22 protein-coding genes are annotated in these 26083 nt (G+C 33.9%); 10 read left to right on the top strand and 12 right to left on the bottom strand.

The window, feature by feature from the left end; genetic code table 11:
- On the top strand, nucleotides 1-1977 hold a 1977-nt coding region (locus ACWNT5_RS08335), incomplete at its 5' end, for a T9SS type A sorting domain-containing protein (protein ID WP_456517080.1).
- 79 nt (nucleotides 1978-2056) lie between these two features.
- Here the strand turns inward: ACWNT5_RS08335 and ACWNT5_RS08330 are convergent.
- From ACWNT5_RS08330 to yaaA, 5 genes are all read right to left on the bottom strand, one after another.
- Nucleotides 2057-5509, bottom strand: a complete 3453-nt coding sequence (locus ACWNT5_RS08330) for a pyruvate carboxylase (protein WP_456517079.1) — start codon at nucleotides 5507-5509, stop codon at nucleotides 2057-2059.
- 194 nt (nucleotides 5510-5703) lie between these two features.
- Nucleotides 5704-6837 (bottom strand): TRAP transporter substrate-binding protein, encoded by a 1134-nt coding sequence (locus ACWNT5_RS08325; protein WP_456517078.1) that lies wholly within the window; start codon nucleotides 6835-6837, stop codon nucleotides 5704-5706.
- Nucleotides 6838-6854: 17 nt separating this feature from the next.
- Nucleotides 6855-8201, bottom strand: coding sequence for a TRAP transporter large permease (locus ACWNT5_RS08320; protein ID WP_299610968.1), 1347 nt, complete (start codon nucleotides 8199-8201; stop codon nucleotides 6855-6857).
- Nucleotides 8201-8704 carry a TRAP transporter small permease subunit gene (locus ACWNT5_RS08315; protein WP_299610970.1) on the bottom strand — a complete coding sequence of 168 codons (504 nt, stop codon included), beginning with the start codon at nucleotides 8702-8704 and terminating at the stop codon, nucleotides 8201-8203. Before ACWNT5_RS08315 ends, ACWNT5_RS08320 begins: the two co-directional genes overlap by 1 nt.
- A 101-nt stretch (nucleotides 8705-8805) precedes the next feature.
- Complete coding sequence (gene yaaA / locus ACWNT5_RS08310; RefSeq protein ID WP_299610972.1) at nucleotides 8806-9567, bottom strand: peroxide stress protein YaaA; 762 nt, start codon at nucleotides 9565-9567, stop codon at nucleotides 8806-8808.
- A 442-nt stretch (nucleotides 9568-10009) separates the two neighbouring features.
- On the opposite strand from yaaA, the gene ACWNT5_RS08305 reads away from it, so the two are divergent.
- Nucleotides 10010-11377 carry a glycoside hydrolase family 71/99-like protein gene (locus ACWNT5_RS08305; protein WP_299610974.1) on the top strand — a complete coding sequence of 456 codons (1368 nt, stop codon included), beginning with the start codon at nucleotides 10010-10012 and terminating at the stop codon, nucleotides 11375-11377.
- Nucleotides 11378-11468: 91 nt separating this feature from the next.
- Here ACWNT5_RS08305 and ACWNT5_RS08300 read toward each other — a convergent pair whose 3' ends face one another.
- From ACWNT5_RS08300 to ACWNT5_RS08290, 3 genes are all read right to left on the bottom strand, one after another.
- Nucleotides 11469-11660, bottom strand: a complete 192-nt coding sequence (locus tag ACWNT5_RS08300) for a cold-shock protein (protein WP_299610976.1) — start codon at nucleotides 11658-11660, stop codon at nucleotides 11469-11471.
- 71 nt (nucleotides 11661-11731) lie between these two features.
- Nucleotides 11732-12781, bottom strand: coding sequence for an RluA family pseudouridine synthase (locus tag ACWNT5_RS08295; RefSeq protein WP_456517077.1), 1050 nt, complete (start codon nucleotides 12779-12781; stop codon nucleotides 11732-11734).
- A 26-nt stretch (nucleotides 12782-12807) separates the two neighbouring features.
- Nucleotides 12808-13386 carry a PASTA domain-containing protein gene (locus ACWNT5_RS08290; protein ID WP_299610982.1) on the bottom strand — a complete coding sequence of 193 codons (579 nt, stop codon included), beginning with the start codon at nucleotides 13384-13386 and terminating at the stop codon, nucleotides 12808-12810.
- A gap of 94 nt (nucleotides 13387-13480) precedes the next feature.
- Between ACWNT5_RS08290 and ACWNT5_RS08285 the strand changes: the two genes are divergently transcribed.
- The 7 genes from ACWNT5_RS08285 (at nucleotide 13481) to ACWNT5_RS08255 (ending at nucleotide 20048) form a co-directional block, all read left to right on the top strand.
- Nucleotides 13481-14461 (top strand): D-alanine--D-alanine ligase, encoded by a 981-nt coding sequence (locus ACWNT5_RS08285; protein WP_456517076.1) that lies wholly within the window; start codon nucleotides 13481-13483, stop codon nucleotides 14459-14461.
- 75 nt (nucleotides 14462-14536) lie between these two features.
- On the top strand, nucleotides 14537-14998 hold the full coding sequence (coaD, locus tag ACWNT5_RS08280) for a pantetheine-phosphate adenylyltransferase (protein WP_299610987.1): 462 nt from the start codon (nucleotides 14537-14539) through the stop codon (nucleotides 14996-14998).
- Between the two features lie 47 nt (nucleotides 14999-15045).
- On the top strand, nucleotides 15046-15780 hold the full coding sequence (locus ACWNT5_RS08275) for a hypothetical protein (RefSeq protein ID WP_299903266.1): 735 nt from the start codon (nucleotides 15046-15048) through the stop codon (nucleotides 15778-15780).
- 64 nt (nucleotides 15781-15844) lie between these two features.
- Complete coding sequence (locus ACWNT5_RS08270) at nucleotides 15845-17242, top strand: DUF1800 domain-containing protein (protein ID WP_456517075.1); 1398 nt, start codon at nucleotides 15845-15847, stop codon at nucleotides 17240-17242.
- A gap of 12 nt (nucleotides 17243-17254) precedes the next feature.
- A complete protein-coding gene (locus tag ACWNT5_RS08265; protein ID WP_456517074.1) occupies nucleotides 17255-18448 on the top strand; it encodes a DUF1501 domain-containing protein in 1194 nt (397 codons plus the stop codon).
- 335 nt (nucleotides 18449-18783) lie between these two features.
- Nucleotides 18784-19128 carry a hypothetical protein gene (locus ACWNT5_RS08260; RefSeq protein WP_456517073.1) on the top strand — a complete coding sequence of 115 codons (345 nt, stop codon included), beginning with the start codon at nucleotides 18784-18786 and terminating at the stop codon, nucleotides 19126-19128.
- Between the two features lie 98 nt (nucleotides 19129-19226).
- Complete coding sequence (locus ACWNT5_RS08255) at nucleotides 19227-20048, top strand: class I SAM-dependent methyltransferase (protein ID WP_456517072.1); 822 nt, start codon at nucleotides 19227-19229, stop codon at nucleotides 20046-20048.
- 108 nt (nucleotides 20049-20156) lie between these two features.
- On the opposite strand, the gene ACWNT5_RS08250 is transcribed toward ACWNT5_RS08255, so the two are convergent.
- The 4 genes from ACWNT5_RS08250 to ACWNT5_RS08235 all read right to left on the bottom strand — a co-directional run bounded on the left by ACWNT5_RS08250 (nucleotide 20157) and on the right by ACWNT5_RS08235 (nucleotide 24183).
- Nucleotides 20157-20369 carry a hypothetical protein gene (locus ACWNT5_RS08250; protein ID WP_299611003.1) on the bottom strand — a complete coding sequence of 71 codons (213 nt, stop codon included), beginning with the start codon at nucleotides 20367-20369 and terminating at the stop codon, nucleotides 20157-20159.
- The gene (locus ACWNT5_RS08245) at nucleotides 20366-21760 is read right to left on the bottom strand and encodes a radical SAM protein (protein ID WP_456517071.1); all 1395 of its coding nucleotides are present in this window, start codon (nucleotides 21758-21760) and stop codon (nucleotides 20366-20368) included. Before ACWNT5_RS08245 ends, ACWNT5_RS08250 begins: the two co-directional genes overlap by 4 nt.
- Nucleotides 21750-22493 (bottom strand): prolipoprotein diacylglyceryl transferase family protein, encoded by a 744-nt coding sequence (locus ACWNT5_RS08240; RefSeq protein ID WP_456517070.1) that lies wholly within the window; start codon nucleotides 22491-22493, stop codon nucleotides 21750-21752. The genes ACWNT5_RS08245 and ACWNT5_RS08240 overlap by 11 nt, the downstream gene beginning before the upstream one ends.
- A 91-nt stretch (nucleotides 22494-22584) precedes the next feature.
- The gene (locus tag ACWNT5_RS08235) at nucleotides 22585-24183 is read right to left on the bottom strand and encodes a SulP family inorganic anion transporter (protein WP_299903274.1); all 1599 of its coding nucleotides are present in this window, start codon (nucleotides 24181-24183) and stop codon (nucleotides 22585-22587) included.
- A 151-nt stretch (nucleotides 24184-24334) separates the two neighbouring features.
- Here ACWNT5_RS08235 and ACWNT5_RS08230 point away from each other — a divergent pair, with 151 nt between their 5' ends.
- A complete protein-coding gene (locus ACWNT5_RS08230) occupies nucleotides 24335-26080 on the top strand; it encodes a M14 family metallopeptidase (RefSeq protein ID WP_456517069.1) in 1746 nt (581 codons plus the stop codon).
- The last annotated feature ends 3 nt before the right edge of the window (nucleotides 26081-26083 follow it).

Here is a 26083-nt window from a genome sequence, read left to right as displayed (position 1 = left end):
AATGCAAATGGATGTACTGATACTGCTTCTGATACTGTAGAAGTGTTCGATCTACCAACAGTATCCTTTACAGCTCCAGCTGATCTATGTATCGATGCTGGAATACAAACAGGATTAGGTGGTGGTACTCCGAGTGGAGGAACATATTCTGGAAATGGAGTAACTGATGATGGCAATGGAACTACTTATTCCTTTAATCCTACTATCGCAGGTACAGGAAATCAAAATATTACCTATAGTTTTACCAATGCAAATGGATGTACTGATACTGCTTCTGATACTGTAGAAGTGTTCGATCTACCAACAGTATCCTTTACAGCTCCAGCTGATCTATGTATCGATGCTGGAATACAAACAGGATTAGGTGGTGGAACTCCGAGTGGAGGAACGTATTCTGGAAATGGAGTAACTGATGATGGCAATGGAACTACTTATTCCTTTAATCCTACTATTGCAGGTACAGGAAATCAAAATATTACCTATAGCTTTACCAATGCAAATGGATGTACTGATACTGCTTCTGATACTATAGAAGTGTTCGATCTGCCAACAGTATCCTTTACAGCTCCAGCTGATCTATGTATCGATGCTGGAATACAAACAGGATTAGGTGGTGGAACTCCGAGTGGAGGAACGTATTCTGGAAATGGAGTAACTGATGATGGCAATGGAACTACTTATTCTTTTAATCCTACTATCGCAGGAACAGGAAATCAAAATATTACCTATAGTTTTACCAATGCAAATGGATGTACTGATACTGCTTCTGATACTGTAGAGGTTTTCGATCTGCCAACAGTATCCTTTACAGCTCCAGCTGATCTATGTGTAGATGCTGGAATACAAACAGGATTAGGTGGTGGAACTCCGAGTGGAGGAACATATTCTGGAAATGGAGTAACTGATGATGGCAATGGAACTACTTATTCTTTTAATCCTATTACTGCAGGTACAGGAAACCAAAATATTACCTATAGTTTTACCAATGCAAATGGATGTACTGATACTGCTTCTGATACTGTAGAAGTGTTCGATCTGCCAACAGTATCCTTTACAGCTCCTGCTGATCTATGTGTAGATGCTGGAATACAAACAGGATTAGGTGGTGGAACTCCGAGTGGAGGAACATATTCTGGAAATGGAGTAACTGATGATGGCAATGGAACTACTTATTCCTTTAATCCTACTATCGCAGGAACAGGAAATCAAAATATTACCTATAGCTTTACCAATGCAAATGGATGTACTGATACTGCTTCTGATATTCTAGAAGTGTTCGATCTGCCAACAGTATCCTTTACAGCTCCAGCTGATCTATGTATCGATGCTGGAATACAAACAGGATTAGGCGGTGGTACTCCTAGCGGAGGAACGTATTCTGGAAATGGAGTAACTGATGATGGCAATGGAACTACTTATTCATTTAATCCTACTACTGCAGGAACAGGAAATCAAAATATTATCTATAGCTTTACCAATGCAAATGGATGTACAGATACTGATTCTGCTACTGTTGAAGTGCTAGAATCACCTGATGCTTCCGTAGATGATTCTCTTAGTCCAACTTTAACTGCGACTACCTCTGGCGCTACCTATCAATGGATTGATTGTGATACTAACACTCCATTATCAGGTGAGACAAATCAATCTTTTACAGCAACACAAGATGGAAATTATGCAGTGGATATTACATTAGATGGATGTACTCAGAGATCTTCTTGTTATTTAATAGCAAGTCTTGGCAATGAAGATGAAGAATTGATTACTGATAAATTACAAGTATACCCAATTCCAACTTCAGGACTTTTAAACATTTCTATTACCATAAAAAAAGCGGAGATATATGATATCACAGGTAAAAAAGTATTCGAAACTCGTAATACCACATTTGATATATCTGAATTAAATTCTGGAGTATATTTTATGAATATTGAAGGAGAAAAAGGAAATACAATAAAACAAATTATAAAAAATTAGCATCTACCTTTAGCTAAAAAAAGTCTTTCAGGTTTCTGAAAGACTTTTTTTTACACATATAAATAAATAGGATTATTCTTTATTTTAAAGTAATCACTAAATCATCGGCTTCAACCATCGTTCCTGATTTAAGCACTATTTTCTTTACTACTGCATCCTCATTTGCAGTAATAGTAGTTTCCATTTTCATAGCTTCGATAATAAACAATGGATCGTTTTTCTTTATTTCTTGTCCAGTTTTCACCAATACTGAAGATAAAGATCCTTGTAATGGGGCTCCGATTTGTTTTACGTCCGCTTTATCAGCCTTGACGTGAACAATTTTATCTACTTTAATAGAATTATCCTTGATTTCAACATTTCGGGTTTGTCCATTTACTTTAAAAAAGACGGTAACCATTCCATTGTCCTGAGGCTCTCCGATAGATATCAATTCAAATAACAGGATTTTACCCTTATCTAATTCTATAATAATTTCTTCTCCTGGAGTCATTCCATAGAAGAAATTCTTAGTAGGAATATTCATTACATTACCATATTGTAAATGGTGATTGTAAGCTCCTGTAAATACTTTTGGATATAATTTATAGGAAAGAAAATCTGTAATATCAAGCTCCCTTCCCATTCCTTTTTTAAAGACTTTTACAAAATCCTTAAACTCTGTTTCGAAATCTACTGGTTCGAGATGTGCATTTGGTCTATTAGTAAATGGTTTTTGATCTTTTAGTATTGATTTCTGAAGCTCCTTTGGAAAACCTCCTTCTGGTTGTCCTAATTCTCCTTTAAACAAACTTACTACAGATTGAGGAAATGAAATCGTTTCTCCTCTTTCTTTTACATCCTCAATAGTAAGATTATTACTTACTAAATATTGTGCCATATCCCCAACAACTTTAGAACTTGGAGTCACTTTTACGATATCGCCAAACAATTCATTTACCTCTCCATACATTTTGGTAATTTCGTGAAAACGATCTGCCAGTCCTAAACCTTGTGCTTGCGGCTTCAGGTTAGAATACTGTCCACCAGGAATTTCATGTTGATATACTTCACCAGTACCCGCTTTTAAACCAGATTCAAATACATAATAATATTCTCGAACCGCTTCCCAATAATTTGAATACTCATTTAATTTAGACATATTCATCGGATTCTCACGATCATGGAATTTCAACATTTCCATAACTGCATTGAAATTAGGCTGCGCTGTTAACCCAGACAATCCACCTAAAGCTACATCTACCACATCTACTCCAGCCTCAATCGCTTTGAGATATGTCGCAGATTGTACCGAAGAAGTATCATGCGTATGCAAATGTATCGGTATATTGATTTCTGATTTCAACGCAGAAACCAATTCATAGGCAGCATAAGGTTTTAGTAAACCTGCCATATCTTTTATTCCTAATATGTGTGCTCCTGCATTTTCTATATCTTTTGCTAATTGCACATAATATTCTAAGGTATACTTGGTACGTTTTGGGTCTAAAATATCGCCTGTATAACACAAAGATCCTTCTGCAAGTCCTTGTGTACGTGTTCTTACGTGTTCTATGCAAGGTGCAATAGATTTCATCCAGTTTAATGAATCGAAGATTCTAAAAACGTCTACTCCGTTCTCCCAAGATTGCTCTACAAATTTACCAATTAGATTATCCGGGTACGCAGTATATCCAACTCCGTTAGATCCTCTAATAAGCATTTGCAATAATAGGTTTGGCATTGCTGCTCTTAGCGAGCGCAAACGTTCCCACGGGTTTTCTCTTAAAAATCGAAGACATACATCAAATGTAGCACCTCCCCAAACTTCCATACTAAACACTTCTGGATGGTTTTTTGCAAATCCTTCTGCGACTTTAAGCATGTCATACGTTCTCATTCGAGTAGCTAATAAACTTTGATGGGCATCTCTCATGGTGGTATCTGTAAAATGAACTTTCTTTTCATTTTTTAACCACTCTGCAAATTTCTCAGGTCCTAATTCTGTAAGCAGGTCTTTTGTTCCTTTCTGATAGACTGCTTTTTTATCAAATTCAGGGATATGAGGAGTAACGAAGGTTTTGGATGGATCCATTTTTTTCACATCTGGATTTCCATTAACAATGATATCTCCTAAAAAGTTTGCCAGCTTTGTCGCTCGGTTACGAGACTCTTTAATTTTAAAAAGTTCTTTTGTATCTCTGATAAAATTAACAGTAACTGCTCCTTTTCTAAATGTACTATGATTTAAAATATTATCGAGGAAAGGCATATTTGTTTTCACCCCTCTAATCCTAAATTCTGACAACGCTCTTCTCATTTTTCTACAAGCACCGTCCAAGGTTCTACTGTTTGCTGAAACCTTTACTAGCATGGAGTCAAAGAAAGGAGAGATCGTAACGCCTTGATAAACACTTCCCGCATCTAAACGAATACCAAATCCAGAAGCACTTCTGTACGTAGTGATAGTTCCGTAATCAGGTTTAAAATCGTTTTCTGGATCCTCTGTTGTAATTCTACATTGTACAGCATAGCCATTTACTTTAAGGCTTTCCTGACTTTCGATCTTAATTTGCTTATCTGAAAGTTGATATCCTCCAGCTATAAAAATCTGTGTTTTAATTAAATCTACACCAGTCACAATCTCTGTAACGGTATGTTCTACCTGTACTCTTGGATTTACTTCAATAAAATAAATACTACCGTCATCATCCACCAAGAACTCTACTGTTCCAATATTATTATAATCAACAGCTTTACATATCGTTAGTGCATATTGATAAAGATTCTCTAGAATTTCTTGAGAAACTCCATAGGAAGGAGCATATTCAATTACTTTTTGATATCGTCTCTGCACCGAACAATCACGCTCAAAAAGATGTACCATATTTCCATGATGGTCTGCTACAATCTGTATCTCGATATGCTTAGGGTTTTCTACGAATTTTTCTAAAAAAACAGTATCATCTCCAAAAGCATTTAATGCCTCTCTTTGTGATTCCGGGTAGGCTTTTTCTAACTCTTCCACACTGCGAATTACACGCATACCACGACCTCCTCCACCAGAAGCAGCTTTAAGCATTACAGGAAAACCAATTCTCTTTGCTTCTTTAACTGCGATCTTAATATCTGTAAGATCTTCTTTATTACTTTGAATAATTGGGATATCATTAGCGATGGCAACTTCTTTTGCCATAATTTTATCTCCTAAAGATCGTAGCACAGATACCTTAGGACCAATAAAAATAATATCATTCTCCTTACATCGTTGTGCAAAATCTGCATTTTCTGATAAGAATCCATATCCTGGATGTATCGCATCTACATTATTATTTTTAGCAACTTGTATAATTGCTTCAATATTTAAATACGGTTTTAAAGGTTCATTATCTGCCCCAATTTGGTAAGCTTCGTCGGCTTTATATCTATGTAAAGAATATCGATCCTCATAGGTATAAACTCCTACGGTTTGTAAACCAATCTCTGTACAAGCTCTGAAAATTCTGATGGCAATTTCCCCTCGATTAGCAACTAAAACCTTTTTAATTTGCATGATAAAAATTTTGTGTTTAAATAATATTTAGCGAACATTCGCTGCGAAGATATCGATTCGAATGAACACTTCCAATACATTTTAAACAGAATCCCTGAAATAATTAATTTTTGTAGTCATTATTAACCAACTATTTCTTTCTGTTAATCCTTAAACGTTTACAGCAAATTCATACGTTGAATTAACACAAATACCTATTTCTGTATTTTATTGTAATATGCTTTTTCGGTAACTTCTGACCATTTAGCAATCCTATTCTGAAAATTCGAATAACTTTCATAAACCTCTTTAGATAAAGGATCGTCTCCTATCATTTCCTGAATGGCTTCATCAGTATAACTTCGTAATGCGTCCAAAGTTTCTTTAGAAAATTCTCTTACTTCTACGCCTTCTTCATTCACTAATTTATCTAAATAAATACCATTTTGTTTATCAAACTCAGACAACACCCAAACTTGAGCCCTTTTGGCAGCAGCCTGTAAGACAGCTTGAAGATGCGGTGGCAGTGCATCGTGTAAATTTTTATTAATAAAAAACTCTAACTGAGAACCCGTTTCATGCCAACCTGGTGTATAATAATATTTTGAAATTTTATGAAATCCCATTTTATAATCATGATAAGGTCCGATCCATTCCGTAGCATCAATAACTCCTCGTTCTAAACTCGTATAAATTTCGCTACCAGCTACCAAAATTGGTGCTCCTCCAGCTTTTTCTAGCACTTTACCCCCAATACCTGGCAAACGCATCTTTAAACCTTTAAAATCTTCTACAGAGTTAATTTCTCTATTAAACCACCCTCCCATTTGCACTCCAGTATTCCCTCCCATAAAAGGAACCAAATTAAACTGTGCATATGTTTTTTTCCAAAGTTCATATCCTCCTCCTACCTCTAACCAGGAAGTAATTTGTTGGCTATTCATCCCAAAAGGTACTGCGGCAAAAAATTGTGCTGCTGGAGTTTTTCCTGCCCAATAATACGATGCACCACACCCCATTTCTATAGTTCCTTGAGAAACCGCATCAAATGCTTCTAATGGTGGTACTAATTCTCCTCCACCATATACTTTAATTTTAATTTGACCATTAGACAATTCCTCTACCCATTCTGCATATTTTTCCGCTACTTCCCCGACCACTGGAAAATTAGGTGGCCAAGTTGTAGTCATCTTCCAATGGAATATTTTGTCAGGCTTAGTAGTATAATAGGAAGTAGGATTAGTCATACTTGCAGGAGGTTCTCCAAGGCAAGACAAAAAAAACATCATTAGAATACCATATATGAATGTTTTCAAAAATCTATCTCTCCGTATCTTATATAAACTCATGATTTTAGTTATTCTAATTAATTACTATTAAAAATAATCTCTGGAAAAAATAATACTAAGCCTACTATAAAAAGTTGTATAACAATAAAAGGAACTATCCCTCTATATATTTGGCTTGTTTTTACTGTATCTGGCGCGACTCCCTTCAGATAGAACAACGCAAAACCAAATGGAGGAGTTAAAAATGAAGTTTGTAAATTCAATGCCATCAAAATTCCTACCCAAAGCATATTCATATCCAAAGCATTAAAAACAGGTGTTACCACTGGTACGATAATAAATACGATCTCTATAAAATCAATAAAGAAACCCGCAATAAAAATTACCAACATTACCAATAATAGAAACATTAAGGGAGTCAGCTGAGATGAAATAATCAATTCTTGTAAGTATCGATCTCCTCCTAAAGTCCTAAAAACCAGTGTAAATGTGGTAGCTCCTAACAAGATAAAGAATACCATCGATGTAAGACGAGTCGTTTCTTGAGCTACTTCTTTTACTATTTTAAATGAAAACTTTTTCTGAATAATCGTTAAAATCGTTGCTCCCAAAGCCCCAATTGCAGAAGCTTCTGTTGGCGATGCAATACCACTAAATATAGATCCTAGCACTATAACAATTAGCAGTACTGGCAACAATAACACCTTAACAACTTTGGGCCCAAAATGAGTCCCTTTAAACTCCGCAATCTCTTCTGCTGGAATACTCGGTGCGTCGTTCTTATGAACAAATGATTTTATCAAAATATATAGAATGTAAAGCCCAACTAATATCAAACCTGGTAATAAGGCCGCAGAAAATAAGGTTCCCACATCTACAGACGCTGCTCCTCTTGATGAACTATTAATCGTATCCGCCAACAGCACCAATACTATAGACGGTGGAATTATTTGACCTAAGGTACCCGAAGAGGCAATAACTCCTACTGCGAGTTCTGTCTTATACCCTCTTTTTAGCATCGTTGGGAGACTAATTAAACCCATAGTTACCACTGTTGCACCCACGATTCCTGTTGATGCGGCTAATAAAGCACCTACAATAACAACAGATATAGCTAAACCTCCTCTAACTCGACCAAACATCATCGCCATTGTTTCCAAAAGGCTTTGAGCGAGCCCAGATTTTTCCAACATGATTCCCATAAAAATAAATAAAGGAACTGCCATTAACACATAGTTATTAACAACCCCCATAATTCTAGAAGGCAATAAATAAAATGTAGACATGGTAAACTGTTCTGGCGCGAAAATTGAAACACCAAAAGCAAAAGCAACAGAAATCCCACCTAAAGTAAAAGCTACAGGGTATCCTTTAAGAATTAAAATGAATATGATTACAAATAAAACAACCGCTAAAAACTCCATTAGATATCTCTCTTAAAAATTATCTGAATAGATTTTAGCATTTCAGAAACTCCTTGCAATAATAAAAAGGCAAACCCCAAGGTGATACAAAATTTTAGCACGTACAAAGCTGGTAATCCACCTGGTTGGGGAGATCCTTCATTGATCATAAAGGATGACAATCCATAATACCAAGAAGAAACAATCACTACATAACACCAAGGAATTAATAAACATACCCCTCCTAAAAGGTCTATCCAGGCTTTTCCTTTTTCGGAAAATCTAGTGTAAAAAACATCTACTCTAACATGTTTCCCATGTTTAAAAGTATACGCGGAACCTATTAGAAAAAGCATTCCGAAGAGATAAATTTCGGTTTCGATCATCCAAATGAACGTGAACTGAAAAACATATCGCATAACAACATCTAATCCTACTAAAACCGCCAATAGAACCGCAACCCAACTGACAAGAGTTCCAATTTTTTCCCCAATCCAATCTAGAGAATTAATGATTTTTTGCATCCAAAAAAGCCTAAAATATTGAAGGCTTAAGATACTAAAATTAGGAGCATTTAGAAATTTATTCTAATATCGAATATAAAAGCAAAATAAGAACATTGGAATTACCTTACAAAAACCAATTCATTAGGTTTTGTTGTATATTCTTCGCTATAACCATAACCATCATAGTTAAAACCTTTTAAGTCTTCTATAGTTTCCGCTCCAGTATCTATGATATAACGCACCATCATTCCTCTTGCTTTTTTAGCAAAGAAACTGATCATTTTTAATTTATCCCCTTTCCAATCTTTAAACTGAGGTGTGATCACAGGTACTTTCAGGGCTTTCTTATCAATCGCACTGAAATATTCGTTACTTGCTAGATTTACAAATAATTCATCATCTTTCAATTCATTATTTAGTTGTTCCGTAAGCTGCTTCTTCCAAAACTCATATAGATTATTACTTCGTCCTACCTTTAGTTTTGTCCCCATTTCTAAACGATACGGTTGAATTAGATCTAATGGTTTTAGTATACCATATAAACCAGAAAGGATTCTTAATTTATCCTGTAAGACATCTAATTTATCTTCTGGAATTGAATAACCATCTAAGCCTGTATAAACATCTCCATTAAAAGCATATACTGCAGGTCTCGCATTTTCTTGTGTAAATGGAAGACTCCAATCTTGATTTCGTTGCCAATTTAATTGCGCCAACTTATCACTAATACTCATTAGATCTGATAAATTTTTTGGTGACTTTTTTTGAAGAATAGTATTTAATTTTTCAGCTTCAACCAAAAAAGAAGGCTCCGTATATTTTTGAGTAGGTAATGCGGTTTCAAAATCTAAAGACTTTGCTGGTGATACTACAATTTTCATGTGTTTACAATATTACTTTATAAGTTACACTGCACTAAAGGCTGGTGTTAGACATAAAACTCATCATTGTTTATTATACTTTGACGTGCCTCATGAAGTGAATTTCGTTTTTTCAAAAATACAATAGTACTGGAATAAATAAAATCAACTCGAGTAATTCTTACCTATTGAAGCATTGATATACTTTATTGCAAAATACATAAACGCTTCTTCTTTACACGGTTTAACACACTGTTAAGGAATAAATTAACATATAAAAATAAAGGCTTTAATATTTTTAACAGAAAAAAAACCTTACCTTTATAACGTTTTAAACATAAAAACACTTTCGAAACACAGTAGTCATATATCGCTAATTTTAATTAGCAATTCACACTTCCCATCTTTTTTAGTACATCACGCTTATCTGTATTGTGTAATTAATTAATAAACCTATATGACAATGAAACTACAACCTACGATTAAGGCGTTTTTAATGGTTGCCTTAATGATTTTCATTTATTCCTGTGAAAAAGAAGAATTTCCAAGCATCGAACCAGAACAAACCGTCCCCCAAAGAATTCAAGACACAACGTACACTGATGCCCAATTAAAAAAAGTATTGGAAGAAGAAGCAGAAATCATCAAATTAGAAAAAAGCGGTTATGTGGCGGATATATCTGGAATGGATGTAGCAAAAGATAACCCTAAAAAAGTTTATATGCATTATATGCCTTGGTTTCAAAGTAAAGATTACGATGGATACTGGGGACAACATTGGACAATGACTAATAAAAATCCTGATATTACAGATAGTAACGGCAAACAAGAAATAGCTTCTTATTTTTATCCCGTAATAGGTCCATACTCCTCTAACGACCCTGACTTACATGAATATCATTTTTTAATGATGAAATTAGCCGGAATCGATGGAGTTATATTTGATTGGTATGGAAGTAAGGATCTCTACGATTACGAAAATATTAAAAGTGCTACGGAAAGTTTTATTGAAATTATGGAGGATTTAGATTTTGATTTTTCAATTATGTACGAAGATAGGGTTGCTAAGCAAGCATATGACCTAGGATTATCGAACAGTATTATTGAAGCAGCTCAGGAAGATTTCACCTATATCAATAACACCTACTTTACCAGCCCTAATTACATAAAACACAATGATAAAAATTTACTATTTGTTTTTGGACCACATCATATCACCACCCAACAAGAATGGGACACTATTTTCGATATCCTACCCACTGATAACCGTCCAGACTTTTTAACCTTGTGGGCAGCCAATAATTTAGTAGGACAGAATGCTACTGGAGAGTTTTTATGGGTAGACCAAGATCATCTACTAGCCCATGAGCATTATTATAATAATTACGATACCGAAAATCTTACCATTGTTGGGTCTTCTTATCCTGGTTTTGATAGCTTTTATGCAGAAGGTGGATGGTCTGAAGGGATTAATTTATGGAGTATCGACCATAATCAAGGGCAAACCTTTGCAGAAACACTAAATTATACACATCATGAAATTGCAGATTTTATTCAACTTATTACCTGGAATGATTTTGGAGAAGGCACCATGATTGAACCCACAGAAGAATTTGGTTTTATGTATTTACAGCTATTACAACAATATACTGGTGTTGATTTCACTACTGACGATTTAATAGTAGCATTAGATCTATATACAGCCAGAAAATATTTTAGTGGAAATCAAGAAGCCCAAGACTATTTAGATCGAACATACAAATATATAAAGCAACTCAATTTAGTTAGAGCAGACAAGATTATTAAAGCAGTTTATAAATTTTATTCTTAACCATAAAATCACATTAAAAGCAATTGTAAAAATCATAAAAGCCCGTCTGTATCAGACGGGCTTGTTCTTTAAAAAAGTCAAAATGTATATATTATAATACTCTCACGTTTACCGCGTTCATTCCTTTTTTACCTTCTTTAAGTTCGTACTCTACTTCATCACCTTCACGAATTTCATCGATTAAGCCCGAAATGTGTACAAAACGATCTTGATTAGATCCTTCTTCTGTAATAAATCCAAATCCTTTGGAGTCATTAAAAAATTTTACTGTTCCTTTGTTCATTATAAATAATTAAAGCACCAATATACTATTAATAAATGAGCATTCCCCAATTTATTTCAATAAAGACACATTTATTCTTTAGTTAGCTGATTTTTAGTATAATTTCTCCAACGTTCTACACATTGTTGCATATCATCAGGTACTGAGGTTTCGAAGTGCATTTTTTCTCCGGTAACGGGATGTACGAACCCCAAAGTTCTTGCGTGCAATGCCTGTCTTGGTAGTATTTTAAAACAATTTTCTACAAACTGTTTATACTTGGAAAAAGTCGTACCCTTTAAGATCTTTTCACCACCATATCGTTCATCGTTAAATAATGTATGACCAATATGTTTCATATGCACACGTATCTGATGCGTTCTTCCAGTTTCTAATCTACAAGAAACCATCGTAACATATCCTAAACGTTCAATAACTTTGTAATGTGTAACTGCAGGTTTTCCTTTTTCTGCTTCATCGCCCTCAAAAACAGTATTTTGAAGTCTATTTTTAGGATGACGACCTATATTACCTATAATTGTTCCTTCATCTTCTTTTAGATTCCCCCAAACAATTGCTACATATTCTCTTTCTGAGGTTTTATCAAAAAACTGTTTCGCTAAATGCGTCATAGCGTCTTCAGTTTTAGCAATCACCAATAAACCGCTGGTATCCTTATCTATTCGGTGCACCAAACCTGGACGCTCACTGCTATTATTAGGCAAATTATCAAAATGATAAATCAAGGCATTAATTAAAGTTCCGGAGTAATTACCATGACCAGGATGTACTACCATTCCTGCAGGTTTATTCACTACTAGTAGAGCATCATCTTCATAAACAATATTCAATGGAATATCCTCTGGTGTTAGCAAATTCTCATAAGGTGGATGAGCAAATAACACTCTTACCACATCATTAGGCTTTACCTTATGATTTGATTTTACTGGAATATCATTGACAAAAACACTTCCTGCTTTGGCTGCTTGTTGAATCTTATTTCGGGTAGCATTCTCAACAAAATTCATCAAAAATTTATCTACCCTAAGTGGTACTTGACCTGCTCCTGCCACAAAACGATGATGTTCATACAATTCGTCTTCATTAGGTCCTAAATCGTCTATATCTGGATCTGATTCCAAAAGGTGTTATTTTTTAGAAGTTTTATTTATGGATTAAGTCGCAAATTACCACTTTGGTCACCTACGACAAGATCAATGGTAGAAGTCTTCATTATTTTATCTCCTGGCTTCAACCTTTTGCCTTTGTACCTAAGTTCTAGTACCTGATCAGAAGGATCTGGTTTAAAAGTAATAGATCCTATTTTAAAGCCAAGAGCCACTAGTCTTGGTTCTACCTGCCTTCTGGTTTTTCTAATAACATCAGGTACTTCTACTTTTCGATATCCCGATGGGTTTAGGGTTACATAGATCTTTCTATTTTCTTTTACCATATTTCCTGCAGGAGGATTCTGCTCAATTACAGAATAACGAGGATAATCAGGATTAAAATTAGCAGAATCTTGCACTTCGAATCTCAAATCTTTGGATTCTACAAGCTCTTTCACCTCATCGAGTGTTTTTTTACTTAAACTTGGAACTACAATTCTCTGATCGTGATTTGTAGAACTATCTAACCATTTCAATGCTATAAAACATAAAATAGCAGTCATTGCGACAGCGATCACTAATTGAATAAGAAATGCTTTACTCCAAATAAACCTTAAAAGTCCTTTAAAAAAATCCATGTATCTGATGATAGTTTCGGCAAAGATATAAAAACGGAAACTTTTTAGCTTTTGTTGTTGGATAAATGATATTTTTGTTTGCAAACCATATCCAATGAAGAAAAATATTGCCATCCTTATGGGAGGTTACTCCAGCGAATTTGATATTTCTATCAAAAGTGGAAATGTAGTTTATAAGCACTTGAACAGAGACCTTTATGAACCGTACAAAATTCATATTACCAAAGATTCTTGGTACTACGTTGATGACAATGATCAAAAAACCACCATTGATCGAAATGATTTTTCCCTAAATCTGAATGGCACTAAAATTATTTTTGATGTTGCTTTTAACATTGTACATGGAACTCCTGGAGAAGATGGTTTACTACAAGCATATTTTGAATTAATTGGAATACCACAAACAGCCTGTGATTTTTATCAAGCAGCACTTACTTTTAACAAAAGAGACTGTATTAGCACTTTACAACCTTATGGGATCCCTACCGCCAAAAATTATTTCTTAAATAAAGGAGATAAAATCAGCACCAGTGAAATTATTGATACCGTTGGTTTACCCTGTTTTGTAAAAGCAAATAAGGCTGGAAGTAGTTATGGCGTTTCTAAAGTAAACACCGAAGAAGAATTACTTCCTGCTATTGATGTAGCTTATAAAGAAGATGACGAAATTATTATTGAATCTTTTCTTAGCGGAACAGAAGTTTCGGTAGGTGTAATTACTTACCAAGGAAAAGACGTAGTCTTGCCAATTACAGAAATTGTTTCAGAAAATGATTTCTTTGATTATGAAGCTAAATATTTAGGCAAATCTCAAGAAATTACTCCAGCAAGATTAAGCAAAGAAGATGAAGAAAAGGTAAAGAATCTAGCCTTAAAAGTATATCAAATCCTAAAAATGAGTGGTTTTTCTAGAAGCGAATATATATTTCATGATGGAGAACCTCATTTTATAGAAATGAATACAAATCCTGGTTTTAGCGAAGCTAGCATTTTACCTCAACAATCAATCGCCGCTGGAATAAGTATACAAGACCTATTAACCAATACTATAGAAGAAGCGATAACCAGAAAATAACGGAAGAAACATTGATTCTGCATCGAACTAATTTCAACTTTACCTATATTTATACCAAATAATCACAAGTCACTTATGAGAAGAGCTGTTTTTCCAGGATCGTTTGACCCGATAACGCTAGGTCATTATGATATTATAGAAAGAGGATTAACTCTTTTTGACGAAGTTATATTGGCAATTGGAGTAAATGCTGAAAAAAAATACATGTTCTCTTTGGAAGAAAGAAAAAGCTTTATAGAAGATGCTTTTAAAGATGAACCAAAGATAAAAGTAATGACATATAAAGGTCTTACTGTAGAGTTCTGTAAACAACAAAATGCGAACTTTATTCTTAGAGGACTTAGAAACCCTGCAGATTTCGAATTTGAAAAAGCAATTGCTCACACCAATAGAAAAATGTCTGAAATTGAAACTGTATTTTTACTAACCTCCTCAGGAAAAAGCTATATCTCCTCTTCTATCGTAAGAGATGTTATCCGAAACGGAGGTGACGTGACTGGCTTGGTTCCTGAAACAGTAGTATACAAAAGAAAATAACACGTTAAACAACATAATCCCAAATCTAAAATCCCAATCAATTAGCTATGAAAACCTACAAAAAACTTAGTATCACTCTACTTTTAATGTCCATAACGTTTTTCGCATGTAGTACGGATGATGATGAAAATGACAACACTATAGAACCACCTATTAGCTGCGAAAATGCGAATAATTTCATTTTTGAAGAAAAGGATGGTTTAGTGGTTGCAGAATTTGAAAGTATCAACAATATTAATGATTGGAATAACGAAAACTCTGTAGCTGGTTTTTCTGGTACTAGTTATTTAGTATGGAAAGGAGATCAATTTCTAAATGCTCCTGGAAATGGTTTGTTAACTTATAACATAAACATTACTACCACAGGAACCTATAGATTTATCTGGAGATCAAGAATTACGAATGGAACTTCTGGATCCGAACATAACGATTCTTGGTTACGATTTCCTGATGCCTCTGCATTTTTTGGTCAACGCAATGAAAGTATTGTCTATCCAGGAGATACAGGTCAAACACCAAATCCTAATGGCTCCAGCAAAGATGGGTGGTTCAAAATCTACAAGAGTGGTCCAGCAGATCAATGGAAATGGCAAGCATCTACAAGTGATAATGACGCACATGACATTTTTGTAACTTTTGATACACCAGGAACATACATGATGGAAGTATCTGCAAGATCTTCTTTTCATGCACTTGATCGATTCGTACTATTTACAGAAAATGTTTCTCTGAGTGATGCTACAAGTGAAACTGCAGAATTAAGCGAAATTAACTGTAATTAAGAATAGAAAGTTCGTACTTTAAACCTTTTCTAAAATTGATAGTCAAAGCAGAAACACTTTGATTATGAGTTCTTTTCTAACAGATAAACAAATACAACATCTTTATTGGCGTACTGGTTTTGGAATTTCTCCTTCTGAATTAAAACGTGCAAGAACTTTTTCTAAAGAAGAAATTGTAGATCACTTGTTTTCTGAAAGTAGTGGGATAACAAATTTATCTCTTGACTTTGGTATTCTACAAAAAGATCCAAAAAACTTATCACGCGAGGAACGCAAGGAATTACGAAAGCTTCGTAATCAAAAAATGCTAGATCTCAACTTACTATGGCTACGGCAATTAGCAGAGAGCAAACAAGTATTGAGAGAGAAAATGACTTTGTTTTTTCACAATCATTTTGCTGTTCGATTAAAAACTCCAAGAGCAGCGCTACACTTAAATAATGTAATCAGAAAAAATGCTCTGGAAAGTTTTGGGGATATGCTATTGGAGGTTTCTAAATCTCCAGCGATGTTACTATTTCTAAACAACAGACAAAACAGAAAGAACAATCCAAATGAAAACTTTGCTCGAGAAGTTATGGAGTTATTTACACTTGGCAGAGATAATGGATATACCGAAAAAGATATAAAAGAAGCTGCAAGAGCTTTTACTGGATGGAATTTTAATAAACAAGGGATTTTTGTTTTTAGACAAAAACATCATGACTTTGGCTCTAAAACTATTCTAGGAAAAACAGGGAATTTCAAAGGAGAAGATGTTATAAAAATTCTTCTAGAGCAAAAGCAAACGGCAAAATACATTACAGAAAAAATATACAAGTTTCTCGTAAATGAACGTATAAACCCAACTCGTCTAGAAAAACTTAGTTCTATTTTCTATGAAACAAATTATAATATAGAAGCTTTATTAAGAGGTGTTTTGGAAAGCGACTGGTTTTACGATCATGAAAATATAGGAGCCAAAATAAAATCCCCGATAGAATTAATCGTTGGACTTAGTAAACCTTTTAACATACACTACAAGAATCCAAAGGTATTATTATACCTGCAGCGAAAATTGAATCAAGTATTATTTTTCCCACCCAATGTTGCAGGATGGAAAGGCGGAAAATCCTGGATAGATAACTCTACACTCATGCTTAGATTAAAACTAGCTTCTGTTGCACTCAATAATGGTGTTATTGAAATAAATGACACTGCTGATAGTGAGATGACAACAATGATGAAAGAGAAGTATTATAACAAAATGAAGTCACAAATGCAGAAAAGAGTGAAAGCTACTCCTCATTGGGAACCTTTTCTAGATGCTATAAAACAAAAATCCAGACAACAATTGATAGACTATGTACTTCAACCCAATTTATCTAAAGGTGCCCAAGAAGTAATCTCTACCATTGACGAAAGAAACACCAAGAATTTTATTATTGAGCTAATGAGCTTACCAGAATACCAACTTTGTTAAAACTTTGAAATCATGGACAGAAGAAATTTTTTAAAACAATCCGTTTTTGCATCTGGAATCACATTAGTTCCATCATTTTTAAAAGGAATGGAGTTTTTAACACCAGAACAATTATCTGGATATAAAAATGTAATCATTATTCAATTATCAGGTGGTAATGACGGATTAAACAGCATCATCCCAATACAGAATGATATCTATCATCGGTTAAGACCTACTATCGCCAAAAAACAAAGTGAGACTTTAAAAATAAACGATGATCTAGCTTTCAATAGTGCTTTACAACCCATAAAAGAATTATATGATCAAGGCAATGTTTGTATCATAAACAATGTAGGATATCCTAATCCCAACAGATCTCATTTTAGAAGTACGGACATCTGGCAAACGGCTAGTGATACTAACCAGTATTTATCTTCTGGTTGGGTAGGCAGATATCTCGATGCTAATTGCCAGCATCCGTATCAAGCAATAGAAGTCGATAATTCTTTGTCTCTTGCTATGAAAGGTAATACATTAAATGGCATCGCAGTTTCGGATCCTAAACAGTTACATCGTACTACCAGAGAGCCTTTCTTTAATCAATTGATTAATAATACTCAAGAAGACATGTTACATGAGGACAACCAAGGTTATCTTTATAAAACCATGTTAGAAACGTACTCTTCTGCTTCTTATATTTATGAAACTTCCAAAATTTACGAATCTAAAGTAACATATCCGCAGTCGGCATTCGCACGGAATTTAAAGACCATAGCTGATTTTATCATATCCGGATTAAAAACAAGAGTATACTATAGTTCGCTGGGAGGTTTTGATAGTCATGTAAATCAAGTAAATAGTCAAGATCGATTACTGGGTATATATGCAAATGCTGTTAGTGCTCTGGTAAAGGATCTAAAAAAGAATAATAAATTTAAAGACACATTAATACTTACCTTTTCAGAATTTGGACGTAGAGTAAAACAAAATGGCAGTAGAGGAACAGATCATGGTGCAGCAAATAATGTAATGATAATGAGTGGATCCCTTAAAAAAGCTGGTATTTATAATGAATTATCAAATCTATCTGACCTTGATAATAATGGAGATATCAAATACACCATCGATTTTAGAAGTATTTATGCATCTATTTTAGATAACTGGCTCGAAGTAAATGATCATACAATTCTAGGCTCCGATTTTAATAAATTATCCTTTGTATAACTATCTTGCTAAAGATAGATTAGAAAAAACCAAAATTAAATGTAAGCCATAAGCTACAAAGTAACTCAATCTTAAAAAATATTACCCATCTATTTTACATTTTCAAAATCTCATAAAACAATAAAAATCAAGAAGTTTTAACAATAAAAAAACTATCAAAAACCCTTTTTTCTAACAAAAGTCAACACATTTTTTACGGTAAAACCGTAAAAAATGTGTTTTTTATCGATACAAAAGACCTCTTTATCTAAAAGATGTGAAATCATTTTATTTCATAACTATTTGATTGTAAATTTGGTACAAATCAAGTAGTACAATCGCTAAGCCCCGATCCTATGAAAAGCATTATTCTTTCCTTATTTGTTTTACTTTCTTTTTCTACTATGAATGCACAAGAAATTGCTTCATTAAATACAATCGACAAGGAAATAAGTAATGTACAGAATACCAAAGTAGATTTTTATCAAACATTAATTGCTGTTAATAATTTTGACATTAAAGTTAAAGAGGTAAAAACAAGTACTAGAGAAACAAAAAAGGATTTTTACAAGGCGTTAATGATAAAAAATGGCTTTATCACTGATAGTACGAAGACGACAAGATTAGCGAATAGTAATGACAAAAAGCGAAAAGACACCATAATGGTGGATACTACACAAATCACTGGATTATTGCCATAATTTCTTTGAATATATACACATTAAAACACCACTATTTTCTTGCTTGATATAGTGGTGTTTATTTTTTTAATTAAAATTCAAAAAGCTTACATTTATGAATGCAAATTCATGAAACAGCTTTTATCGTATCTACGTATCGTTCTTATCACGAAAGTGTAAGTAAGGATATTTATGCCAAACTATGGAATAACCCGAAAACAGAGGCTCTTATTCCAGAAATTCTAGATAGCGTATCTACAAATGAATCCATCCTTCATAGCTTACGAAATAGATTTTTTCATGAAAGCTTACAATCTTTTTTCTCTAAAAATAAAGGAGGAGTTCTGATTAATTTTGGTGCAGGTTTTAGTATGTATCAATTTTTATTAGGCGCTGATGTGCATACTATCGAAATAGACAAGAAAGACATTATCGAATACAAAAAGAATCAGATAGAAGTTTGGACCGAAGAAGGAAAATTACCTGAACGTAATACAACCTACATCAGTTTTGATTTTAATCATGACTCTGAAGAAACCATGATTACAGAATTAAACAGATTAATCAACCAACAACCTATATTCATTGTATTAGAAGGAGTGTTATTTTTTTTAGATCGAAAAGTAACAGATAAACTTTTTACGGTTTTTAAAAATATACAGTCAAGTGGTGATGTGGTAGGTAGTGTATCCTACATTCCCGAAATTGAACATACAGATGTTTACAAAAGACTATTACACTATTTTGATAGTCATAATAACACTAATGATTCTTTTGCCCATCAAACAATACCCACATCGTACTACACTCAAATTGAAGGATATCGGTTAGTAGAACATACTGATGAATGTAAATTATCTAAACTCTACACTCCAAATACACCATTAGAAGATCCAAATGAAATTCTAAACGAACACTTATATCTTTTGGAGAGAGTTTAATTTAACAGTATCATATATAGCTGTAATAGCTTCTATTTTCTAAATAAGAAAACCTTAGTTAGCGGTAAGACTTATACTCGATACTATAATGTAACGCAAAATCTCACTCTAATTCAGTAATATCCCACAAATTCCTAATCCAATTACAAGATATACTCCTGATAGAATAAAGAATACTTTTCCTGCCTTTCGTTTTTTATTCCTAAAAAGAACAAGACCTATAATAGCCAGCAATGCAGGTGGGCCAAATAATATGAGTAAAATCAAAAATACTAAACCACCTAGGTTACCTACTTCTAATAAAATTAAATTGGTAGTCATACAGTCTCTTTTCTTAATTGTTCTAAATGCTCTTGTTTATCATCTCTGTAAAATAGATTCATTGTCTCAAAAGGAATAATTTTATAGTCCTTATTCACAATGTGTACACAGGACTTCTTAACCGCTCTTACATCAAAATTATAAGCATCTATAAACTGCATAATAATAATTCGGAATAAGTTATCATAACCCAATTCCGGAGCGTCTATCTCCGGCAAGCAGCACATGATCGATTTAAGATTTTCGGAAGCAACATCTACAGAATTTCCAGTGCTAAATAACTCCAGCATTTTTTCCTGCAACTCTACATCTTGTTCATAAACAATGGTATTTTTACCATTATCTAATAAATCTGCAGGATTAATATATCTTGTTAACGGAGTTAATCCATCTTCGTTTTTTAAGGCATATCCCATGACCAAAGCATCAGGGTTACAAGGAACCGGAATTAAATCGTCCGCCTCAAATATTGGAAATTGTTCTAATATTTTTCTACGAACTTCGGTTAAGGTAATTCGATCCGTTTGAGCATTAAAATCTTCTAGTCGGCCCGCAATTTGTGTAGGTTGCAATGTAACTCCTCTCACACATCTTTGGCGAGAAGCAAAAGATAAGATCTCTCCGATTTCAGAATCATTTAATCCTTTTTCTAGGGTAACAACCATAGTAGTCGAAAGATTAAATTGATTTAAATTTTCTATAGCTTTCCTTCTAATAGAAGTTAAATCTTCTCCTCTAAGCTTTTTCAGAACTTTTGCGTTCAAAGAATCAAATTGTAAATAGATTTCAAAATCCGGCATATAACTTGCTAATCGTTCTACAAAACCAACATCTTTTGCTATCCTGATACCATTTGTATTCACCATAAGGTGTCTAATTGGCAATTGCTTTGCATAGTCCAAAATATCAAAAAATTGAGGATGTATTGTAGGTTCGCCACCACTAATCTGAACTACATCAGGCTCTTTTTCATTTTCTACAATAGTATCTAACATCTTTTTAATCTCTTCCAATGTTCTATGTCTTCCATAATGTGGAGATGAAGAAGCATAGCAGGTCGGACAAGTTAAATTACATCTATCTGTAACTTCAATTATTGACAAACAAGAATGTTGTTCATGATCTGGACACAATCCGCAATCATAAGGACACCCATAATCCGTAGCTGTGTTAAACTTATACGGAAACTCAGAAGGTTTATTATAATTTCTTATGCTTTTGTAATATTCTACATCATCAGCAATCAAAACTTTGGATTTGCCATGTTCTGGACAATGTTTCAACATGAAAACTTTATCATCTTCAAAAACAATTTTAGCATCAATCCTTTTTAAACAAATAGGACAAAGACTTAGCGTAAAATCGTAATAGGTATAATTTCTAGTTGGCATATAAGATTTTTCGAATTGTTTTTTGATAGTACAGTAGGCATAAGATACACAAATACTGAATACTACTAAGCCCAAATATGAGAAAAGTATTGGGTTTTAGAAACTCGACAAGAAAACGAAAGAGAAAATAAAAAATCATAAAACATTTAAAAAGAAGACCTGATTCTAAATCTAGTCGATGTTGAAAACGTTTTAAAACGATCCATAATAGTATCAAAAAAACCACTTCAAAAAGAGCAATAGGATATCTAAATAATCCATCACCCAAATCTAATCCCAAAAACGAAGTTGTTTCTTTCCCATAGGTAAATTCATTGATTCCTGCTAAAAAACAACCAATCCTTCCAATGATAATACCAAGAATAATGGGATATGTAAACAAATCCCCCGAAGATTTTTTTTCCTTAATTATCTTTTTAGCGATTTCAACTCCTAATAAACCACCAAAAAGACCTCCCATTATCGTTTTAGCACTTATAATCTGAATTAAATATTCTGGAGTAAAAGATATCGCTAAAGGATTTTCTAAAAAGCCAACGATTCTAGAACCTAAAAAAGCTCCGAAAACTGCTCCTATAATAATAGACAATCTATTTGAAGAAGATATTGTGTCTAAGGAGTCTTTTCTTAAATAAATATAATATCGAAATCCGATAAAAAAGGCAGCATATTCAAGCATCAAATGAACATTCAGTTTAACACCAAAAACTACAGGCTCAAAAGGAATATCCATCTAATATTAATTTCGATTAAAAACCGAAATATACGTTTTATTTAGACTACAATCGAGATTTAAACATCTCAAAATAAAGCGTATTGCCAGTTTACTTCATTGCCTTGGCCATTACATGATACCGTGGATCATCAATATCATGCTCTATCACATTTGCTAATCTTGGAGACGCTTTAATCATCAAAGCCTGGCATTCCTCACTAAGATGCTTAATTCTAACTTTTTTACCAGCTTCTTCGTATTTACCCACAAGATTAAAAATTGCTTCCAAAGCAGAGTGGTCACTTACTCTAGATTCTATAAAATCAATTTCCACATTTTCTGGGTCGTTGGCTACATCAAATTTAGAGTTAAATGCCTGAATACTCCCAAAAAATAATGGCCCCCATATTTCATATACCTTTGTACCATCTTCTTTAACATGTTTACGAGCTCGAATCTTTTTAGCATTTTCCCAGGCAAATGCCAATGCAGACATAATCACACCAGCTATTACAGCTACTGCCAAATCAAAGAAAACAGTAAGTGATGATACTGCAATTAAAACGATAGCATCAGTTAAAGGAATCTTATTCAATATTCTAAAACTAGACCATGCAAAAGTACCGATAACCACCATAAACATTACACCTACTAAGGCTGCGATAGGCACTTGCTCTATCAATCCAGAAGCAAACAAAATAAACATTAATAAGGTTACTGCAGCTACAATCCCAGATAAACGAGTACGTCCTCCTCCTTTGATATTAATAATCGATTGCCCGATCATAGCACAACCTCCCATACCTCCAAAAAGACCTGTGATGATATTCGCTCCTCCTTGAGCAAGACATTCTCTATTAGAATTTCCACGAGTCTCTGTTAATTCGTCAATAAGATTCAGAGTCATTAGAGATTCTATTAGTCCAATAGCTGCTAAGATTAGTGCATAAGGGCCAATAAATTTCAAGGTCTCTAAATTCATTGGCACTTTATCAAAAATATCAAACTGAAACTGAGGCAATCCTCCTTTAAGACCTTCTCCTCCACCATCTCTAATAAAACTACCTACAGTTGCCACATCTAACTTACCAAGAATTACAATAGCCGACACTACTAAAATTCCAATCAATGCTTCTGGTAATTTGGCTGTTGCTTTAATCTTCGGCAATCCCCACATGATCAGCATTGTTAATCCTACTAACCCTAACATTAAGAATAATTCAGATCCTTGCATCCAAACCTTTTCTCCTCCAACAAACTCTTTAAACATTCCTAACTGAGAAAGGAAAATAACGATTGCCAAACCATTTACGAACCCCATCATTACAGGATGTGGTATCAAACGAACAAACTTACCAAGTTTAAAAACACCAGCTAACATTTGTATAATTCCCATCAAAATAACGGTTGCAAAAAGATAATACAAGCCTAACTGCTCTCCTTCTGCTCCCATAGCATTCCCTTCTGCAACTAAGTTAACCATTACCACGGCTAATGCCCCCGTAGCACCAGAAATCATACCAGGACGACCTCCAAAAACAGAAGTAATCAACCCAATCATAAATGCTGCATACAAACCAACTAACGGGTCTACACCTGCCACAAAGGCAAAGGCAACTGCTTCTGGAACCAAAGCTAAGGCTACAGTTAATCCAGATAGAATATCATTTTTGGCGTTCGCTACTCTTTTTCGTACAAACTCAGTCATAATCCGTTTATTTTGAGGGTGCAAAAATACAGTTATTTTACATCCCAACAAGTAAAATCTAGAGCTATCTGAAGAAAGAAATAAACTAAAACGTTATAGAAGATCAAAAAAAAGTAAAACTTAGTATATTTATGCCTAACTCATACTACACATGCGAATCATCACACTCATTATCAGTATTCTAACTATTATATCTTGTAACACTTCCAAAGAAAACTCCATAAAAGACTTTGATTTTACCACATACTTTGAAAAAAGTAATGGTACCGAAACACCAACGTATCAGGAAGTGATTACCTACTATAAAAACCTTGCAAAAGCTTATCCGGAGATCAACATACAGGAAATCGGAATGACAGATAGCGGAAATCCTTTGCATATAGTTACTTTAAACCCAGAAGCGATATTCGATTTTGAAAAAATCAGACAAGACAAACGTATTCTACTAATAAATAACGGTATTCATCCTGGAGAAAGTGATGGAATCGATGCAACGATGATGCTTTTTAGAGACATAGTAAATGGAACTATCGAATCTCCTAAAAATACCGTCTTAGTTACTATTCCTATTTATAATATTGGTGGCGCTTTGAATCGGAATACCGGAACAAGAACTAACCAAAACGGTCCAAAAGCATATGGATTCAGAGGAAATTCGAGAAACTATGACTTGAATCGAGATTTTATCAAAAGTGACACCAAAAACGCTCAAACTTTTGCTAAAATATTTCATCTAGTACAACCTGATGTTTTCATCGATAATCATGTTAGTAATGGAGCAGATTATCAATACACGCTAACACATCTTTTCACCCAACATAACAAATTAAATGGCGAGTTAGGAGCTTATCTAAACAAAGAGATGCACCCACAATTAGAAACACTTCTAAAAGAAAAACAATGGGACATTACACCTTATGTAAATGTTTGGGGTACTACTCCGGATAAGGGATGGACCCAGTTTATGGATTCTCCAAGATATTCTACAGGATACACCACATTGTGGAACACATTAGGAATGATGGTAGAAACTCATATGCTTAAACCATATAAACCAAGAGTTGAAGGTACTTATGAGCTTATGAGATCTATGATCGAGATTACTGAAAAAGACGGTGAAAAAATAAAAGATTTACGATCCAAGGCATTTAGCAATTTACCTAAACAAGAAACGTATACCGTAAACTGGAAAGTAGACACAACAAAAGCTACTTATTTTAAATTCAAGGGATATGAAAGTGCTTATATTGAAAGTAAAGTTACGGGTGCAAAACGGTTAAAATATTACGATGACAAACCCTATACTAAAGAAGTTCGTTACCAAAATTATTTTAGTCCTACTACGACAATCAAAACACCAAAAGCCTATGTAATTCCAAAAGGATGGTGGCCAATTATAGAAAAATTAGATCTTAATCATATTTCATATAAAACCTTAGAAAAAGACAGCACAATATCTGTTGAAGTATATCATATCGAAGACTACAAAAGTAGAAAAGCTCCATATGAAGGACATTATCTTCATTATAATACCAAAGTTCGCAAAAGTGTTGAAACCATCTTATTCAAAGAAGGTGATCATATCGTTTTAACAGATCAGAAAGGATTTAGATATATTTTGGAAACTTTGGAACCAGAAGCTCCAGATTCTTTCTTTAATTGGAATTTCTTTGATACTATTCTACAACAAAAGGAAGGGTTCTCTCCATATGTATGGGAAGATAAAGCATTGGAATTATTAGAGAATGATAGTACTTTAAAGCAACAGTTTGAAGAAAAGAAAAAAGATACTGTATTTGCTAAAAATTGGTATGCACAATTAGAATGGATCCATAAGCAATCCAATAATTACGAAAAAGCGCACCTGAGATATCCTATTTACCGAATTAACAAATGACAA

The sequence above is a fragment of the Aquimarina sp. 433 genome, from assembly GCF_054054605.1.
Note: the sequence above shows the minus strand (reverse complement) of the source record. Positions and strands in the feature narration are given on the sequence as shown.

What these genes read in the sequence shown, in the direction of transcription:
- ACWNT5_RS08330 (WP_456517079.1), bottom strand. Translation starts at nt 5,509, where the DNA reads ATGCAAATTAAAAAGGTTTTAGTTGCTAATCGAGGGGAAATTGCCATC.
- ACWNT5_RS08325 (WP_456517078.1), bottom strand. Translation starts at nt 6,837, where the DNA reads ATGAGTTTATATAAGATACGGAGAGATAGATTTTTGAAAACATTCATA.
- ACWNT5_RS08320 (WP_299610968.1), bottom strand. Translation starts at nt 8,201, where the DNA reads ATGGAGTTTTTAGCGGTTGTTTTATTTGTAATCATATTCATTTTAATT.
- ACWNT5_RS08315 (WP_299610970.1), bottom strand. Translation starts at nt 8,704, where the DNA reads ATGCAAAAAATCATTAATTCTCTAGATTGGATTGGGGAAAAAATTGGA.
- yaaA (WP_299610972.1), bottom strand. Translation starts at nt 9,567, where the DNA reads ATGAAAATTGTAGTATCACCAGCAAAGTCTTTAGATTTTGAAACCGCA.
- ACWNT5_RS08305 (WP_299610974.1), top strand. Translation starts at nt 10,010, where the DNA reads ATGAAACTACAACCTACGATTAAGGCGTTTTTAATGGTTGCCTTAATG.
- ACWNT5_RS08300 (WP_299610976.1), bottom strand. Translation starts at nt 11,660, where the DNA reads ATGAACAAAGGAACAGTAAAATTTTTTAATGACTCCAAAGGATTTGGA.
- ACWNT5_RS08290 (WP_299610982.1), bottom strand. Translation starts at nt 13,386, where the DNA reads ATGGATTTTTTTAAAGGACTTTTAAGGTTTATTTGGAGTAAAGCATTT.
- ACWNT5_RS08285 (WP_456517076.1), top strand. Translation starts at nt 13,481, where the DNA reads ATGAAGAAAAATATTGCCATCCTTATGGGAGGTTACTCCAGCGAATTT.
- coaD (WP_299610987.1), top strand. Translation starts at nt 14,537, where the DNA reads ATGAGAAGAGCTGTTTTTCCAGGATCGTTTGACCCGATAACGCTAGGT.
- ACWNT5_RS08275 (WP_299903266.1), top strand. Translation starts at nt 15,046, where the DNA reads ATGAAAACCTACAAAAAACTTAGTATCACTCTACTTTTAATGTCCATA.
- ACWNT5_RS08270 (WP_456517075.1), top strand. Translation starts at nt 15,845, where the DNA reads ATGAGTTCTTTTCTAACAGATAAACAAATACAACATCTTTATTGGCGT.
- ACWNT5_RS08265 (WP_456517074.1), top strand. Translation starts at nt 17,255, where the DNA reads ATGGACAGAAGAAATTTTTTAAAACAATCCGTTTTTGCATCTGGAATC.
- ACWNT5_RS08260 (WP_456517073.1), top strand. Translation starts at nt 18,784, where the DNA reads ATGAAAAGCATTATTCTTTCCTTATTTGTTTTACTTTCTTTTTCTACT.
- ACWNT5_RS08255 (WP_456517072.1), top strand. Translation starts at nt 19,227, where the DNA reads ATGCAAATTCATGAAACAGCTTTTATCGTATCTACGTATCGTTCTTAT.
- ACWNT5_RS08250 (WP_299611003.1), bottom strand. Translation starts at nt 20,369, where the DNA reads ATGACTACCAATTTAATTTTATTAGAAGTAGGTAACCTAGGTGGTTTA.
- ACWNT5_RS08245 (WP_456517071.1), bottom strand. Translation starts at nt 21,760, where the DNA reads ATGCCAACTAGAAATTATACCTATTACGATTTTACGCTAAGTCTTTGT.
- ACWNT5_RS08240 (WP_456517070.1), bottom strand. Translation starts at nt 22,493, where the DNA reads ATGGATATTCCTTTTGAGCCTGTAGTTTTTGGTGTTAAACTGAATGTT.
- ACWNT5_RS08235 (WP_299903274.1), bottom strand. Translation starts at nt 24,183, where the DNA reads ATGACTGAGTTTGTACGAAAAAGAGTAGCGAACGCCAAAAATGATATT.
- ACWNT5_RS08230 (WP_456517069.1), top strand. Translation starts at nt 24,335, where the DNA reads ATGCGAATCATCACACTCATTATCAGTATTCTAACTATTATATCTTGT.